Origin of the sequence: Arthrobacter sp. B2a2-09 (assembly GCF_027587375.1) — a bacterium.
Classification (GTDB): domain Bacteria; phylum Actinomycetota; class Actinomycetes; order Actinomycetales; family Micrococcaceae; genus Arthrobacter.
The window spans coordinates 191,235-208,120 of the sequence record NZ_JAMXIC010000005.1 but is presented as its reverse complement, the minus strand read 5'-3'; the positions used below and the strand labels follow the sequence as shown (position 1 = coordinate 208,120).

Sequence of the window (16,886 nt, the reverse complement as noted above, 5' to 3'; positions counted from 1 at the left end):
GCGGACGATGCCCGGTTGACGAGGACCTCACTGTCCGTTACGAAACGTTCCAGATTCTCGCCGCGGTCATTTCGACGTTTCACTCATCCCAGAGCTTACGTGCTGTCGCCCAGGCTGACGCGGCGGTTTCGTTGCTCGCAGGCATATAGCGCGCGCCCTCGAAGGAGTTGGCTGGAGGCGTGAACGCGCCGCGTTCGATCAAGCGACGGATGTTGTCGCGGTAGATATCATCGACCTCGGCGTGTTGCGCCGGCTCCTGCTTAAGCCAAAGATTTGCCGGGTGAATTGGCTTTTCGTACATCTGTTGGAAAATCTCAGTACGCAGATCTTTCATCCAGTTGGAGTTGAGGTTCATGACGCGGAACTGGCGCAGCGCCTCTACGTCGACAATCCCGGCGACGAGTGTGTTGTTGCCGGAGGAGGTATGAGCGACCACGTTGCCTTGATAGTCAATGATGTGGGAGTTCCCGCCGCCGATGTCGAATGGATGCTCCATTGCGGGGTGCGCATAGACCGGGCCAACATTCGGACAGATCATGTACAGGCTGTTGAAGTGCGCGTGGGCACGATTCTGCAGCAGCCAGGTGCCTCCGGCATCGGGGCCGGTTTGAGTCATCGGTACCGCCTCGCTGGGTCGATAGACGACCTCGGCGCCGTTGAAGGCCAACGCTCGGACAGCTTCTGGATATTCGCCATCACTACAACAGATCGTGCCGATGTTGCCGATGTCCGAAGTCCGTAGAACCGGATAGAAGGCATCGATACCACTGCCAAATAGTTCGACCCACCGATCGTAGATATCGTGGGGGGTGCAAGAGCGCTCACGGCACCATAGATGATTCTTGGCCGCGCGATGCACGATCTCACCTTCTGGCGAGATTACGATCATGTTGTTGAAGAATCTATCGGGCATCACCTCCGGCCAGCGCGCCTTGCACTGCACTGCAATATAGGTCTTGTAATGGCGCGCAAGGTCGGAAAGCCGCTCAGTTTCCGGTCCTGGGATATCAATGAACAGTTCGCGCGCTGCGGTCACATGTGGAATGTCGAAGATCTCGTCCGTAAAGCCGGTCAGGGCGCCCTCTGCCAGCGCGATGAATTTGACGGGCATATTTATGCCGACGGTCGAGACAGCCGCGTGGATCGCGTCCTCAATAATTGCCAGGTTCCGCCCGATATGTCTGCGCTCGCCGATCGCGTGCACGACCGTAGACAGTCCCACTGCCATGTAAGGAGCAACCGGCATTGTCTGGGCTGCTGTGGACTCTGAAGATCGCACCGTACCCGCTTTAATGCGCTCCTTTGGAGGGCGTGCGCCCTTGGGTGTGGCAATCATTCAAGTTCTCCCATCGTGATCGGTGACTCACACTTCGGCGACCCCAGTTCGTGGAGATGACCCGACCAAATCATGCGGCTGCCTCGGTGTTCGAATTGGGTCGTAGTCGGACGACTACAAGGCCGGTAAGCGCGGCTATCAGGAGCAGCCATGGTGCAAGGTTTAGCACCCCCAGGTCGCCTGTGAGTATGGAGTAGTTGGCAACTACGAGCCCGGCCACAGCGAGGAGGGATACTGCGGCGATTGAAGCGATGACCAATGTCCAGAGCAGACCGCCCGGCTCCGCCTTTTGACGGGAGAAGTAGACGACGACCGAGACTGAGGTCGCAGCCTGTAGCAAGATGATCCCGAGGGTAGCCAGTCCGAACGTGCTTGAAAGAACGGTGAGCAGAGGATCCGCGTTGCCGATTGCGAAAAGTGCAAGCAGCGTAACTGTCACCCCTGTCACAGCAAGACTGGCGACATGTGGTGAGTTAAGCCGGCGATGGATTTGACCCAGTTTCCGGTGAAGCATACCTTCGCGCGCCAGCGCGAACAGATACCGTGAAGCAGCGTTGTGGAGGGCGATGGTGGCTGCCAGTGCACTCGTAACCATTAGCCCTTGGACTGCCGTCGTGAGAACTGGATTAGTGAACTTGGCAAAGGCTCGGAAAACAAGGGTGCCAGGATTCTCGGCAGCGGCGGCGACGATCCCGTCGGCACCGAAGGCGATGACTACACTCCACATTGCGATTGTGTAGAAGACAGCGATGAAGATCACGGCGGAAATGAGAGCTCGACGAACAGTTCGCTGTCCGTTGAGTGCCTCTTCACTATATATTCCAGCTGATTCAAATCCGAGAAATGATGCAAATGCGAACATCAAACCGATTCCCACCGACCCGCTGACCACTGTCGGGGGCATAAACGACTCTGTGGTGATGCCCGAGCTGCCGCCGTGCACTAGGACGCCGACAATCAATGCAATCAAGATGAGCACCTCTAAGGTGAGAAAGACTGCCAGGACGCGCGCACCCATTGAGATCTCGCGATAGCCAACGACTGCGACGAGCAACAATGCAAATCCGGACCACACATACCACGGAATATCGATTCCAAGATTGTCCGCGAAAAATACATTGGCGAAAAAACCGAATCCTGCTGCGCTGCCCACGACCATCACGGTGTAAACAACGATTGCCACAAAAGCTGCGGCCAACCCTGCCGATCCTCCAAGGCCCCGCCGCACGTAGACGTAGAACGCTCCCCCACCGCGGACATGTGGGCTCATCCGCACGAAACCCACTGAGAAGAGTACAAGAATTAGCCCTGCGATCAGGTAGGAGCTCGGCATGCCCGCCCCGTTGCCTAGCAAAACGCCTAGCGCCCCGTTGCCGACAACTCCAGCCAGGGGGGCGGCGGCCGCGACGACGAGGAAGAATATGTCAATGGATCGCAGAGTGCGTCGAGGTGCAGACGTCGAAGAAGGAATCACGCCATCCAGCCCAGAGATAGTTGCTGTAGGAGGCAAGGCCTCGCGTTGTGTCATAGATCTTCCTTAATAAGTTTGCCCATGGATTCACTGAGCGGTGTAGGTATTGCCAACGTAGTGACGCGGGACACATGGGCGCTATCCACAATGCGCGTCCACTATCCACTGGGCGCAAGCGGGGCCGGTTCCGCACCCGTAGAGCGGTCCTTCGCCCTGAGGCTGCGCACGACGACGCCCAGTTGGCAGTAGCGATTCACGTCTCCAATCAGGACACGGGCCAATCTTCAATGGAGCGAGAAATGTGTATCACGTTGTCATGACGTGGGTCATACTTGTTTTTAGTTGGTCTCGCAGCCAGTGCAGAGTTCATGCCAAGCCGGTCTGCGCAGCAGCTAGGCATGAGAGGAGACCCGGAGAAGAAGGTTGCACGTGAGCAGGATTCTTGCACGCGATGTGCTCAGGGGCCGGCCGACGGTTGCGACTTCGGATGTTGGCAATGCCCAGGAGACCATCGCTGAGCTTTTTGGTGATCACAGGATCAGGCCGATTGGCTTCCACCAATCTGTGGACATGAAACTGCGCTCGGTCCGCAGAGGCGGCGTGGGCATCGAATTCCTGGACTACGGAACCGAGGTCCAGATCGATGCGCAAGCCCTGGATGACTTCTTTTTAGTGCAGATTCCATTGGCGGGCCGTGCGCGCTTGCAGGTGCGTTCGTCCATAGTCGAATCAAGCCCTACGCTGGCAACGATCCCTCCACTGGAGCGTCCGTTCACCATGACTTGGGACCGCGGTGCCCCACATCTCATCGTGTATATTCAGCATCAAACTCTGGCAGACGTCGGTGACCGGCTCTTCGGACAGGACAGCGGAACAGATCTGGATCTCGGACTCTCCATGGATCTGAAGGGAATTCAGGGTCGCGCCTTTTTGAGGTCAGTGGTAGAGCTGCAGGATGCGATGGCAGCGGAGCATGCAGCGGTCCCCGACCATCTTCACCGCCTGCTGGCCGAAACGATGCTCTCCAGGCTTCTCATGGCCACAATCAAGCCCCTCGAGCCAGCTCCAGCTGGAAATGCAGATGACCGCGGGCGGCTGACGCGGCGGTTCAACGAGCTTCTCGAACGTCATTCCGCGGAAGAACTGTCAGTCTCCGATATCGCGTTTTCGCTCGGGGTCTCCCTCCGGACCTTACAAGCTGTCGTGCGCTCCGAGCTGGGAGAGACGCCGTCCGAACTGTTACGGAGGACTCGGCTGACACGCGCACGGGAGTTGCTACTGGCCGCGGAGCCAGGAAGCGAGACCGTAACCTCGATCGCCATCGAAGCCGGTTTTTCACATCTGAGCCGTTTCTCATCCGCATACCTTCAAACGTTCGGGGAACTTCCCTCGGAAAGCCTCCACCGCTGAAGTGTAAGGGTACAGGCGAGGCAAAGAGCCGCGTCTTGACGTCGAAACCCCCGACGCGTCAAGGCGGACAGCTCGTCCATAGTGCTCAGGAACTCCCACTTGAGCCGCAAATCGTTAGACGCGGCGTGAAGTGCCAGCCATGCTCAGGGCAGCCGGAGGATGATCCGCAATTGCTCCGGCAGGGACCGCATAGCCGCGAGCATTTTCTTGTGTTCAGACAAAGGCAAAGGCAATCCTCCCGAACGGAAACGTCAGCCCATAAACTTGATGCCCAGGCATGGGCTAAATTGTGCGCGCTAACAAGGTTGTTGCCAAGCCGCTCGGAGGCCGAAGCCCTCCCGCTGGCCGGCACCGCGCGGGTCCAGACCGTCGCCTCCGGGTCCAACGGCTCGTCCGACGCCTCCGGAACGGTCAAGGACGTCGGATACATCGGCAACGGCGCGGGCAACACCCTGAGCATCTGGGACAAAACCGTCCCCTCAGCCTCACCACAGCCAGCGGAACACTCGTCCTCGGAAACCCCACCGCCTACGGACCCGACATTGACACCGTAACCCTCGCGAAATTCGTCGCGGGAACACCCACGATCCAATAAAGATCCCCTCCACCACGTCGAAGCCCGCCTGGGACCGATTTCCTGGGCGGGCTTCGACGTTTTTGGGAGGTAAACGAGCAGTCTTTCGCGGCTCCCCACGAACAAACACGTCGTCCGAGAAGCAAGTACCCTCGGAGCCTGCAGCCGCCGTTGAAACACCGACCGAACCCGGAAACATTGTGGCCCACTCGACCCGACTCAGGACAGGGCGGCCTGGCCGATATGGCGTTCGCTAGTGGATATCGCTGATTTCAATTGCCGCCGGGGTCCACCGTCCCGCAAATTCCGGGCTGCCAGTCTGCGTCACGATTCAACATTCGGGCGGTTGTCGGAATACTGCCTGTAGCTTTCGAAGCAGGATAATTGGATTGACAAGGCTTGAGGGGAATCGTGTTGGGGGAGATTGACGCTGGCCGTGAGGCTGTACTTGTGCGTTCGAAGGACGGAACCTGGTCATCTAAGAACATTGCTGGATACCGTTTGGACGGGCGATGGATCCACGTCAGGTACAACGATGGCAAGGAGTTCCGCTTTGGCGTCGAGCGGATTGCGATCCTTCATAACCCGGTGTGCATCCCGTTGGACCCGGATTCCCGGGTGATTGTGAATGACACTTTGTGGACGAGCACCGCCGGGCTCCTTCGTTTCGAGGGGCCCGACGGCAGATGGTGGAGGGTCTTCTACAAGACAGCCGAAGGCGAATTGAGGCACCGACTGTATCCAGAGTCGGAAATCCAAGTCGTCCGCGATGCGGCAGTTGATCCCGGTGCCGCAGACGTCCTCGAGTACTGGGGCAAACTCGTCTCGTTCCTTCCCGAGGACGACGCACTGCGGCGTCCGTATGGGAACCTTGATTTCGTGCACTCAGAGAGTGTCTTGGCCAGATACCTCGCGGCGGAGGCGATCGATCGGAGGGAACCAGCCGCACCGACGATCTTCCCGTTCTCGTCGAATTTGAGTCAGCACCAAGCGCTACAGACCGCCCTTACGCACCCGGTGTCGGTGATCGAGGGACCGCCCGGCACGGGAAAGACCCAGACAATCCTGAATCTCATCGCCAGCCTTATCACGGCCGGAAAGACGGTCGGCGTCGTCTCCTTCAACAATGCCGCAGTGGACAACGTCCGCGAGAAGCTGGAGAAAGAAGGGATCGGCTTCATAGCCGCCAATCTCGGACGAAAAGAGAAACGCGAAGAATTTTTCGACAAAGAACAAGACCGCAACCGGCAGATCGATGAACACGCCAACGACCCCGTGGTGCAGATACCTTCCCTGGATCACATCGATGAACTTGGCCACCGCCTCTACGAACTGCAGTCCACCGATCGACGCCTGCGCCAACTGGAGCAGGAACTCGCCGCATATCAGTTGGAATTCAGGCACTTCACAGCACACCTCGAACGGCAGGAACTACCAGAGCTGAAGCGGATACCGCTCTTGCAACGTTCCTCGGGGCGGATCCTCGACTACCTCGCCGACACCGAACTTGCGGCCGCTTACGCGGGACCAATCCACCGGCTTACACGACGAATCACCGGGTACTTCAAATACGGGCCCACGAAGGACATTGACCCGACCGACACCGACGTCGTCCTACGGCTCCAGAGCGCCTACTACACCCGGAAGCTTGAAGAACTCGATGACGAAATCTCCCGGGCCAAGGACCGGCTTGAAAAAGAGAACTATGAGGAACTTACCGAGAGCCACCGGCGGGTCTCCGCCCAGTACCTGCACGCCTACCTCCAACAGCACTACTCGAACCGGCCCAGACGAACTTACTCCCCCAATGACTACAAGAATCAGTTCCGCGAATTCATCCAGGATTGCCCCGTCATCCTTAGCACCTGCCATTCACTCCGAACAAGCCTCCCGGATGGTTTCATGCTCGACTATCTCATCATCGACGAGGCATCCCAGGTCAACCTCCTCGCGGCGGGTTTGACGCTCGCGTCCTGCCGGAACCTCGTGGTAGTGGGCGACCTGAACCAGCTCCCGCACATCGCAGACAAGACTGCGGCCGAGGCCGGGGGGCCTGCGCCCGCACCAGCCTACGACTACGGTCAGCACAACATCCTCTCGTCCCTCACTCATCTCTACGATGACATTCTCCCTAGCACAATGCTCAGGGAGCACTACCGCTGCCACCCGGCGATCATTGGGTTCTGCAACAGAAAGTTTTACAACGACAAGCTCATCGCGTACACCAGTGCCGTGCCGGGCGACCGGCCCCTCATCGTCGTGCGCACCGTCGAGGGAAACCACATGCGCCGGCACCGGACCGGCGGTCGGTCCAACCAACGCGAGATCGACGTCATCAGCGGCGAAGTGATCCCGGCCCACTGTGCGGGAATACCGAATCATCAGATCGGCGTCACCTCTCCTTACCGGGTGCAGGCCAACAAAGCCGGTGACGCACTGGACGCTGGGATCGAAGCAGACACGGTCCACAAGTTCCAAGGCCGAGACAAGGAAGTCGTCATCATGACCACCGTCTTGGACGAAACCTGGCGAGGGAAAACCGGTGTCAGCTTCGTTGACGACCCACACTTGGTGAACGTGGCGGTCTCCCGTGCAAAGCAACGGTTCATCCTTGTCACCAACAATGACATGCTGCCCAATAGTCGGAACCTGCGCGACCTGATCGAATACATCCGATACCGTGACCCGGACCACAAAGTTCAGGACAGTGAGATCGTTTCCATGTTCGATCTCCTGTACCGGGAATACTCAGACCGACTTCGGACGGTCGCCGATCGACTGCAGAGCAAAACACGCTTCAAATCCGAGAACATCATCTGGACGCTGCTCGGTGACATCCTCTGCGAAGAACAGCACTCGGACCTACGAGTCGCTTGCCAAGTCCTCCTTCGCGATCTACTGCCCGATCTCGGCCAACTCCTTCCCGAGGAGGCTGCATACGTCAAGCATCGCGCATCATTCGATTTCCTCGTCTACAACCGAATCACCAACCAGTCGGTACTGGCCATCGAAGTCGACGGATTCAAATACCACGAAGACGACCCCAAACAGCGCATAAGGGACGCCCGCAAGGACGCAATCTGCTCCAAATACGGTCTAGCGATTCTGAGGCTCCCCACCACAGGCAGCGGCGAGGAGCACCAAATCCGACAGGCACTCAAGTCCGCCCAGCAAACTGAGTGGATTTACCGAGAAAGTGGAACCTCTCGCTCAGGCGCGTGACTCGTGGTTTCGGACAACTGAAGCCCGATTCCGCGAGCGCCGTGGATCGCCTCTGACGGTCCCTCGCCTTCATTGTTGGAAGAATGGGTCGTTCTGGATCCTGAATCTGGAGGCCGTCCTGCTGCGGTTGAAGCAGCCGTCCGCCTACAGGCTCCAGGACGCCCGTTACATACAATTCCTTGCGCGGTGCGGGGACTTACTCCGGAAAAGTGGGCGTCAACAACCAGCGGAACGGTTGGGAATCCGCCATGCGATTGTGTAAAGCGCTGCTCCGCTGAGTGCAGATTGCCTCCGCGAGCAAGCCAACATGCACCCATACGACGGCGGGACGTAACGGCGTCGCCCGAATCGGCACTCACGGCACCATCGCCGCCGCGTTCGAACACTGGGACAGCAGAAATTACAGTCCTCTGCGTCGACGTCCTCGAACCAACCGGTTCGTGGACCACGATCAGTTGGAACTGCTTCGGTCACGTTCAGAGTGCATGGCTGGAAGCCTTGGCAACCCATCTGGGCAGGGTCGGTTCTGTTGATTTCACCGGACCCGGACCAGGTCGGGCCCGGTGCGCCATGGCCGCGCACTTATCTCATTCAGGCTTCAGACTTCCTTGCCTGGGCTCCAAACAAAGGGGCCTTCTCGAGGCCGCGAAGGTCTCAGCGTTCGATGAGCCGCCAGAAGCGAAGATCATCGTCTACTCGGAGAGACGGTACCCAGCCGACGTCGCCTTTCGCTGGGTACCGCCCATCCGAAGTAGTTCACAGAATGGCCGCACCGTCTTCCAATTGGTTACCTTCGGTGCACCAGGTCATCGCGGCCGATTTCCTCGACGCCTTGGCCGGAGCCACCACGCCCGCAGAACTAATCGGCATGTACTGGAAGGAATCGTTCGAACGCCGCAGCCGATACGTGTTTCTCTTCGGCCCCGAGCCAGCAGCCATCGCCCTCACCCGCACCTTCAGAGCCCGCGCGGTCGGCCTCGTCCTGGATCGCTTCTCACAAGTCACAGACAGGTCCGCCCCTTGTGGGCTCTTGTTCATGTATGGGCCGCTCTCCATGCAACCGCCCAACATCAACGGACCTCGAAGACTGTCTAGCCGAAGCAGCCAAAATCAGCAACGAGGCGCAGGTAGGCGAAGACGATCAGGTTCACGCGGCCAGGAACTCAGCCACGGCGAGCTTGAGGTAGCTCGGTTCGACTCCACGGGCGATCAACGTGTCCGTTCGCGCCCAAGCTCGGCCCGTTCGGGGCCGCTGCCCGCGTGCCAAATAGGCCCGGTGGCGTCACGAACACTGGCGCGCATGGTTTCACTGTAGGCGTCCCGCCGTCGTGACGTGCCCTGGATCCCGGTGGGCAACTTCCCTGTTTGGTGGCCGTGCGCGTCGGAATCCGTTTCCAAGAGTAAGGAACAACAATGGCTAGCCCTTTGAACCATTCTGTCCCCAATGCCTCTGGCTCAGGGCAGCCACAAGGGCCGGCTCCGGCCCATCCCAGCCCGTATAGCGAGGCACAGGGGTCGATGCCTCTGTTTGCGGCCCCGTCGAGGACGAACGTGCTGGCCATCATCTCGCTCATCAGCGCCTTCATGTTCAGCGCGGCCGCAGTGGTCACAGGCCACATCGCTCTGTCCGAGATCAAGCGGACGCGCGAGGCCGGACGCGGCATGGCATTGGCCGGACTCATCATTGGCTATGTCGGTGTCGCGTTCACTATTGTGTTCATCATCGTCTACCTCGCCCTGATCTCCACCATATTTGCTCACATGCCCAGCACAGGGACGGCATACCGGAACTGAGAACTGCGCGGACCGCGAACACGGTTGGTTAAGGCTTAGAAAAGGCGGCCGCTAAGCCTTCAAAAGAGGCTACGCGCGATGGGGTACGACCAATGCGCGAGTGGACAACGCCCAGAGAATGAGAAATGCTTCAGTCGGCCACTGCGGCAGCTGCAGGATAATCGGCCGGAACGATCAGGGTCTGTCCAGCGATCCGCCATGAGGCTGCGGGGAAACAGACCGCGAACGTGCGGTACCCAGCAGAACCGACGATGGCTAGCCCCACTAAGAACCGGTTTTCGTTGTGATCACCTTCTCCCTCTCCGGATCAATGTCGTTGTCCAGCAAGGAAGCCTCACCGGAGTCACCCGGTGAGGCTTCCTTTTTGAGCATGAATGGCTCGTGTTAGCGCGCTCCTATGGCAATTGGGAGTGACACCTTACGTGGCACCCCACGCGACATCAGTTGACCGGGGTGAGAGTCCAGTTCTGGTTCGCCTGGTTCACAGGGATAAATTGGTCGACTCCAGCGCCGACCCCCGTGGAATTCGCACCGACCTCCATGACTTGTCCCGAGTTGAAGTTCGAAATGCTGAAACTCCCATTCGGGCCGGACTGGAAATACCAGAGTTGGTGGTTTCCGCCGTTGGCGCTGTTCTGTTCCACCGTTGCTCCGTGCCATGGGCTGGCCCAGGTCACATCGAGCGGCTTTCCGCTATTGCGGTTGATGATCTGGAACAGATTTCCACCGACGGGTTTGATCTGCCATTGCTGGTTCGTGCCGCCATTTGGTGTGTACTGCTGCAGAACCGTTCCGTCGCTGGTGGAGAAGCCGTTGATGTCCGCAACGAGGCCGGAATTGACGTTGGTCAGCGTGTAGTACGTCGTCGGGTTCGTGCCCGGGTCGACGAAACCTGCGCCGGTTGCGATGGGGTTTCCGAGGACTCGAACGTCGGCGATGAAGAAGTAGTTGCCGTCGGTTTTCTGCACGCGCACGTACCGGTACGCGGCTGTCGAGAAGACGTTGAAGCTGGCAGTTCCCGCATCCGGGATGCTCGAGGTCTCCCGTGCAGCCGTCGTGAAGCTGGCGAAGGTCGGGTCGTTGGACAACTCGACCTGGAAACCGGTGCGGGTCTGCGCCTGGTCAAGATCCTGACGGGCGACGACCTGGACCTGCGCGACACTCGTTGAGGTGCCGAGATCGACCTGCCACCACGCGTTGGTGTCCGTCGCGGACGCCGACCATCCGGTGGAGCCGTTACCGTCCACTGCGTAATTCGCTGTCGTCGACGAAGAATACGTGCTCGACGCACTTGCCGGATGCCCCTGCGCCAGGTCGACGGCATTGCGGAGGGATTGGTAGGCGGGCTCGAGTCCGGCCGCCTGAATGACCGACTTTCCGGTGGACGCAGTACCCGAAACGGTGACGCCGGAGCCGTTCTGGTTCTGGTTGAGGGTCTGGTCGACGTTGGAGACGACGTTATTCAAGACACTCAGCTGATCGGATCCCTCATCGAGGTAGAGCCCGCTCACAGGTGAACCGCAAGCCGCAGCTGAGCGGTGTACATCGTGAATGTAGTTGTTCGAGTAAGTGCTTCCCGGATCCACCGACAGGTGATAAATGGCCCCAGTATCGCAGAGCCGATTCACAACATTGCTGATCTCGTTGTTGGTGACGGTGTTGTTTCCGGCGGCCCCTGCGGTGTGCTGCCATCCCCATCCAACGGTGATACCGGCCCAGGGCGTGTCCGAGATCTCGTTGTGTTCGATGACCGTGGAGTTCACCCAGCCGGCGTTGACCGCCGCCGTGCCGTAGTAGTCGAGGCCGATCCTGGTGATCAGGTTATCCGTGATGACTTGACCCTTCGCGACCTCACGCACGTCCTCGCCCGCCGGGGTGGTCGGGGGGTTGTACAGGGAGTGATATTCGACGTTCGGGTCGGAGAACTTGCCGATCATGATGCCGTTGCCCGAGATCCCGGAGATCACGTTGCCGGTCGCGACGCCGGCGTGCGAGCCGTGATCGAAGTCCAGCGCCGTTGAGCCGATATTAGTGAACTTGTCACCGAGGAACTGGATGTTCGTGGCGTCCGAGACGTGCACGGCGGCGGGCGGACGTCCGACGTACTGCTGGTTCTGTGTGTTGGCGCTCAGGTTATAGAGGCCACCTTGCGCATTGAGGTATCCCGACGTCGTCGGCCGTGTCCACGTCGTCCCGGTGAAGGTGATACCCGAGAAGGTCACGTTGGTCGCCTGGTGGTCTAGATCGGAACCTGAGACGTCGAGAACTGTTTGAGCGACGGGTGCCGTGATCGTTGCGTTCGAAATGTTCTCGCCCGCGCGAGGCATGTAATAGACGGTCCCGGCCGCGTTGTCGAGATACCACTCGCCGGGTTGAGTCACGAACGCGAGCGCTCCCTCCCAATGGAAGGGCGAACCGTTCGCCAGCATTGGCCAGGGGCGCTGAAAGAGAATGTTCGATTCGGTGCTCTGAAAACTAACCGTGGCCGTGCCCCCGTTGACCGCGATGTTCTTGACCCGGAGGTAGCTCTCCCCCCATTGCGTTTCGAGCACCATCTCCGGCGCACCGGATGTCCACGAGGAAACGGATGCGGCGGGAACCGTGACCGTCTGCGCCGTAGCGTCCGAGCCTGTTATCTGGAACCAGGAGCCGTTGTCTGGGAACCGGGCCCGCGTAGACCGAGCTCCGTTCACATACAGTTGGCGGAAATCGAGGGAACCCACGCTCGCCTTGTAGACGCCACCGCCAGCACTGGTCCATCCTGTGATGGCCTGCGCACCGGAGACGACGGGGGTCTGACCCGGCACGGCCTGCCAGCTGACTGTGTGGCCGTTGGTGCCAGAATCCAGGTTCGTCAGCGAAAGTGTCGACGTCTGCGAATAGGTTCCGCCCTCCAGATTGACCACGATGTCGCCGCTCATCGACGAGTTGACCGAGCGGACCGCAGTCTGCGCCTGGCCGAGGGTCCTGAACGCCTGCGTGCTGCTCGACCCCGGGTTCGCGTCATTGCCGTTGACCGGGTCGACCCAGAAATTGGTTCCGGTCGCTGCAACCGCGGGGTTCGCCGCGACGAAGCACCCTCCAAGAACTGCTGCGGCGACGATCACCCCCAGTGCGCGATTGCGTCCGACGGGCAGTGATCTCATCGTTGCTCCTCATCTTTAAGGCAGGAATCGCCGTGCGCGAACCCATGTGACGTAATACATATCATCTTTCCGACGAATGTGTCTACGCTCGTGAAGAACTGGTGGGCCCGAAATATCGAGCAGAAAGAGCCCTGTGATACACAACCTGGCCATCACAAGATGAACTCGGGCAATAGCACCCCGTCCGTCCGCAAACGAACGTTCACAAGAGGTCCAATGGGTTACTGCGCGGGCCCTGAACTGCGAGGGCTCACCGTGTATCAGTTGCCGTGTACACGCCAGGGTAACGGCTTCCCCCATTGCGAGACACATTCACCCTGCGGAATCCATCGCCCCGGGCGAAGCAAAAGCCGGGCAGTTTGCCCGGCCTGGTGCCCTGAAACGGATTATGCAGCGGTGAGCTTGTAGCGGTCTTCCGGGATGACTTCCTTGCCGGTGTCCGACTGTCGCTGGCTCAGCAGCTCGCCTTCCCAGCTGTAGCTAAGGCCGGTGCCATCTTCGAGAATCACGAACACCGTTTTTTCGCGGCGTAGAACTGGATACTTATCGTTTGCCCTCGGAACTTGTCTGCCAATGCTGCGTTCAGCCGCTCAGTCTCGTCGACCCAGGGGAAGCCTTTCAGCCTGCCTCCATCACCTTTCCAAGACAAGTCCGCGAACATCAGGGTTTCATCCGCGCGCCAATCATCGCTGAGCAAGGTGGGCATGGGCGGGCCTTGATGATGCGGTTGACCTGGCTTTTGCTCTCTCCCAGCCTGCCAGCGATATCCCGAACGCTCATTCCACGAGCATTGAGAAGATCCACCACATCCTTGAGGATCAGATTCCTCGCGGCAGCGGCCTGCCGGATGGTGTTCCAGGCGATGACGGCCTGATCGTCTCAATCTGATCAAGAATCGGCGGCCCGGCTTAGCGACATGGCTGCTGTACTGCTCAGCAGCCCTAGCGTCGGATATTTCACTTTTTCACAAGCCACCTTTAAGAGCGAGTCGCGAGCAAATTGCAATAATCAGCCGCAAAAAATCAGACTTAAGTGTGGACAGTATCCACACCACCTTTGGCAGGACAAACGGACATGCATGACACTCCCCTTGCCACCGGGAGCGGCTTTCCAAGAAACTTCGGCGCCAAAGTCGGCTTCATCATGTTGCACCCCGAACCCCGAACCATGAACGGGTGTTGGCCATCCACGACCAACCGAAGCGAACCGAAACGAGGAACCGCGCGACCCCACCACAGCAGCCGGGGAACCACCAGCCAGGACCCTGAACCCGCCACCGACACACCTTCACCGGCCACCGCGGCGGCCAGGCCAAAGCCCGCGCCACAGCGTCAGAGGGACCTGACCACAAGCTTTGTACACACGTTAAAGCAAAAACCCCCTCTGACGAGGGGGAATGCTGTGCCCGAGGTGGGACTCGAACCGGATTCCAGGCTCCGGAAACACTGGTAACCCCCGAAAACATGCCGAGTACGGCCCGGTCCGGCACCGGTACGGCCCAGTCCGACGGCAAGGGTGTGCACATTGTGCACACCCCATTTGGCCCCCTTTACAGCACCCAAGTCCCGCGTTTAGGGAAGTCATCTCATTTCCCTACGTGGTGTCATGACACCACGTAGACTTGTTGGTGAAGCCAACACCCTCTCGAAGGCAGGAGCGCGCCATGTCAGCAGGGACACCGCGGCACACGATCCGTATCAGCGATGACCTGTGGAACGAAGCGCAGCACAAAGCCATGCGGGAAGGCACCTCGGTGTCCGAACTCATCCGCATCCGGCTCCGCGAGTACATTACAGCCCCGGTCGAGCACCGGCACACGATTGCAGACTCCCTCGTGTACCTGGTCCCGGACGCCTTCGATGACCTGCAAGGCCCCGCCACCGGAGCCGTGGAACTCCCCCTGCACCTGGACTGGGGACCGGAGAGGACCTACAACGTGGACGATGACGGCAGCTGCTCCGTGCTGTACCAACTCACCCTTCAAAACTCCGGATCCATTGAGGAAATCTGCAGCATCGTCCACCCGGGACGGCTGACCGCCCTGTGGCCGACCATGATCCTGCCCGCCCGCTGCAGGCAACTCTGGGAAACCAGATTCCCCAGCTCCCCGCCTCCCGCGAAGCGAAGGAACACCCGTCGTGGACCACTCTCAGCGCGTAGCAGCCAAGATCGCCCTTGCTGTCCTGGCAGCTGATGGCTTCCTCCTCGCCGGCGGCCAGGCCCTGATCGAACGCGGCATCACCCAACGCCTCTCCGACGACATCGACCTCTTCGCCCTCCATCGACGCCGCACCCCGGCAACCTTCGCCGCATCGGTGCAGAAGATGACAGCCGCACTCGAAGCCGCCGGATACACGGTGGGGGATCACCCGACAGTACGAGGAATTCGCCAGCGTCGCCAGTGGACACAACGAAGAAGCCGTCGTCATCGACCTCGGACTGGACTGGTGGGAGAACTCCCCGGCCATCATCGACCTCGGACCGATCCTGTCCCTGAAAGACTCCGTCGCATCCAAGCTGCTCGCCGTCTACTCACGCGGCTACGCCCGCGACTACCTCGACGCCTACTCCATCATCACCAGCCACCGCTTCACCCACCAGCAACTGATCACCCTCTGCCAACGCCGCGACCCGACCCTGGACCTGCCAACGTTCGCGGCCGCCATCGCCAGGCACCGGACGCTCCCCACCACCGAATTCACCAAATACGGCCTGGAAGCCCGTGAACTCCCTGCCATCAGCACCACGCTCCTGGACTTCGCCAAGTCAATCCACAAAACCAGCAACAATGCCGGCACAGCCAACACAGACGCAGCCAACCCCACCGGGCCGGCAAGCCCCGAACCCGGTCCCGAACTGCTCTAAGCGCCAATCCGCGCAGCACCGCAGCCAACTAACACCGAGACCTCCGAAGTTTGCCTAATTCTTTCAACCAGTTGGCAGCCGAGCCGAAAGCGGTCGGTCCACCGACTCGTCCTGCCCTCCGACCACGCCTTCCGCACTGCCCTGCGCCTCGCCGGGCTTCACCCGGAAAAGACCCGAAAGGGTAGAGCCTTCCCTGGGCTGCGCATGACAGGACCAGCCGCCGTGGACTACATCCTCAACAGCAGCGCCCAAACCCCGGCGGACCCCAGGTAGCGCACGAGGTCACCGGCCGGCCGGCCGTTATGACGGGCCGGGCCCTGTTTCCGGCTGGCCTCCGGCACCCACGCCGCGCCCGGTCTGCAAGAAGTCTGTGCGCTGCGGCTTCCCGGAAAACAGCCCACGGATGATGGACCGGGGCCAAGGTAACGCGCCAATGCCCGTTTTTGCGCCCCGGCCGTCGATTCAGCCTCTAAGCGCCACGCCGAAGATTTAGCACAAGCGAGCTCCAAGCAAGCGGCATTGCTCTTAGGGGGCCAGTTCGCCCGCCCGAGTCCAGCCGAGGACCTCGTACCGGTCCGCTGCCCCGGCGTCGACGGGCGCATAGACAATATCCGCGCCCTCGACGAAGGCTTCCTCCGCCAGGCGGGCCAGAACCACGGCCTCGTGATCGAGCGCCACAGTGTCGCCGTCCACTGCGCGCACCGGGCCCACTACAGCGAATCCGTCGCCGAACGCCACCCGTCCCCGCGCCAGGGGGCGGTCGAAGCGGGTCAGCTCCACGACGTCGTAATCCTCCAAGGGCGCCTCGAACACGCCGAACTCGGATTCCAGCGGCGGCGCGCTGTTGACCTCGCCCGGCGGGGCGATCATCAGGACGCCGACGGGAAGTGTTTCCTCCCCTTCGTTGAGCCGCGCCCACAGGGGCTGCCAGTCGTGTGTGGTGTCCGGTGCGCTCATTCACCAACCCTATCGTCGTCCCTTCGCCAGCGAACCACCGGGCCGAGCATTCCGGGGCAGGAGGGTTGAGCGATCAGCCCGCGCGGCTGCGGCCCTTCGGTGGTAGACCGA

13 protein-coding genes are annotated in these 16,886 nt (G+C 60.2%); 6 read left to right on the top strand and 7 right to left on the bottom strand.

Going from position 1 to position 16,886, the window contains the following annotated elements; all coding sequences use genetic code 11:
* Nucleotides 1–79: 79 nt before the first annotated feature.
* Nucleotides 80–1,336, bottom strand: coding sequence for a nitrilase-related carbon-nitrogen hydrolase (locus NFJ07_RS07920; RefSeq protein ID WP_269993563.1), 1,257 nt, complete (start codon nt 1,334–1,336; stop codon nt 80–82).
* 70 nt (nt 1,337–1,406) lie between these two features.
* Nucleotides 1,407–2,864 carry an APC family permease gene (locus NFJ07_RS07915; RefSeq protein WP_269993562.1) on the bottom strand — a complete coding sequence of 486 codons (1,458 nt, stop codon included), beginning with the start codon at nt 2,862–2,864 and terminating at the stop codon, nt 1,407–1,409.
* A gap of 24 nt (nt 2,865–2,888) precedes the next feature.
* Here NFJ07_RS07915 and NFJ07_RS07910 point away from each other — a divergent pair, with 24 nt between their 5' ends.
* The 5 genes from NFJ07_RS07910 to NFJ07_RS07890 all read left to right on the top strand — a co-directional run bounded on the left by NFJ07_RS07910 (nt 2,889) and on the right by NFJ07_RS07890 (nt 9,807).
* Entirely contained in the window at nt 2,889–3,056 is a 168-nt protein-coding gene (locus tag NFJ07_RS07910) for a hypothetical protein (RefSeq protein WP_269993561.1), read from the top strand.
* A 180-nt stretch (nt 3,057–3,236) separates the two neighbouring features.
* On the top strand, nt 3,237–4,217 hold the full coding sequence (locus NFJ07_RS07905; protein WP_269993657.1) for an AraC family transcriptional regulator: 981 nt from the start codon (nt 3,237–3,239) through the stop codon (nt 4,215–4,217).
* A 308-nt stretch (nt 4,218–4,525) separates the two neighbouring features.
* Nucleotides 4,526–4,771 carry a hypothetical protein gene (locus NFJ07_RS07900; RefSeq protein ID WP_269993560.1) on the top strand — a complete coding sequence of 82 codons (246 nt, stop codon included), beginning with the start codon at nt 4,526–4,528 and terminating at the stop codon, nt 4,769–4,771.
* A gap of 431 nt (nt 4,772–5,202) precedes the next feature.
* A complete protein-coding gene (locus tag NFJ07_RS07895; protein ID WP_269993559.1) occupies nt 5,203–8,013 on the top strand; it encodes an AAA domain-containing protein in 2,811 nt (936 codons plus the stop codon).
* A gap of 1,518 nt (nt 8,014–9,531) precedes the next feature.
* Nucleotides 9,532–9,807: a DUF4190 domain-containing protein gene (locus NFJ07_RS07890; protein WP_269993558.1), complete on the top strand. Its 276-nt coding sequence runs from the start codon at nt 9,532–9,534 to the stop codon at nt 9,805–9,807.
* A gap of 440 nt (nt 9,808–10,247) precedes the next feature.
* Here NFJ07_RS07890 and NFJ07_RS07885 read toward each other — a convergent pair whose 3' ends face one another.
* From NFJ07_RS07885 to NFJ07_RS07875, 3 genes are all read right to left on the bottom strand, one after another.
* Nucleotides 10,248–12,953, bottom strand: a complete 2,706-nt coding sequence (locus tag NFJ07_RS07885) for an RICIN domain-containing protein (protein ID WP_269993557.1) — start codon at nt 12,951–12,953, stop codon at nt 10,248–10,250.
* 386 nt (nt 12,954–13,339) lie between these two features.
* The gene (locus NFJ07_RS07880) at nt 13,340–13,462 is read right to left on the bottom strand and encodes a hypothetical protein (RefSeq protein WP_269993556.1); all 123 of its coding nucleotides are present in this window, start codon (nt 13,460–13,462) and stop codon (nt 13,340–13,342) included.
* Nucleotides 13,459–13,659, bottom strand: a complete 201-nt coding sequence (locus NFJ07_RS07875; protein WP_269993555.1) for a hypothetical protein — start codon at nt 13,657–13,659, stop codon at nt 13,459–13,461. The genes NFJ07_RS07880 and NFJ07_RS07875 overlap by 4 nt, the downstream gene beginning before the upstream one ends.
* Nucleotides 13,660–14,616: 957 nt before the next feature.
* Between NFJ07_RS07875 and NFJ07_RS07870 the strand changes: the two genes are divergently transcribed.
* Entirely contained in the window at nt 14,617–15,147 is a 531-nt protein-coding gene (locus NFJ07_RS07870; RefSeq protein ID WP_269993554.1) for a ribbon-helix-helix domain-containing protein, read from the top strand.
* Nucleotides 15,148–15,485: 338 nt separating this feature from the next.
* Here the strand turns inward: NFJ07_RS07870 and NFJ07_RS07865 are convergent, their stop codons facing one another.
* Entirely contained in the window at nt 15,486–15,629 is a 144-nt protein-coding gene (locus NFJ07_RS07865; protein WP_269993553.1) for a hypothetical protein, read from the bottom strand.
* A 714-nt stretch (nt 15,630–16,343) separates the two neighbouring features.
* Complete coding sequence (locus tag NFJ07_RS07860) at nt 16,344–16,775, bottom strand: hypothetical protein (RefSeq protein ID WP_269993552.1); 432 nt, start codon at nt 16,773–16,775, stop codon at nt 16,344–16,346.
* Nucleotides 16,776–16,886: the final 111 nt, after the last annotated feature.

Excerpts from the sequence above, each read along its gene's own strand:
- NFJ07_RS07920 (WP_269993563.1), bottom strand. The coding sequence starts at position 1,336 with ATGATTGCCACACCCAAGGGCGCACGCCCTCCAAAGGAGCGCATTAAA.
- NFJ07_RS07915 (WP_269993562.1), bottom strand. The coding sequence starts at position 2,864 with ATGACACAACGCGAGGCCTTGCCTCCTACAGCAACTATCTCTGGGCTG.
- NFJ07_RS07910 (WP_269993561.1), top strand. The coding sequence starts at position 2,889 with ATGGATTCACTGAGCGGTGTAGGTATTGCCAACGTAGTGACGCGGGAC.
- NFJ07_RS07890 (WP_269993558.1), top strand. The coding sequence starts at position 9,532 with ATGCCTCTGTTTGCGGCCCCGTCGAGGACGAACGTGCTGGCCATCATC.
- NFJ07_RS07885 (WP_269993557.1), bottom strand. The coding sequence starts at position 12,953 with ATGAGATCACTGCCCGTCGGACGCAATCGCGCACTGGGGGTGATCGTC.
- NFJ07_RS07875 (WP_269993555.1), bottom strand. The coding sequence starts at position 13,659 with ATGCCCACCTTGCTCAGCGATGATTGGCGCGCGGATGAAACCCTGATG.
- NFJ07_RS07870 (WP_269993554.1), top strand. The coding sequence starts at position 14,617 with ATGTCAGCAGGGACACCGCGGCACACGATCCGTATCAGCGATGACCTG.
- NFJ07_RS07860 (WP_269993552.1), bottom strand. The coding sequence starts at position 16,775 with ATGAGCGCACCGGACACCACACACGACTGGCAGCCCCTGTGGGCGCGG.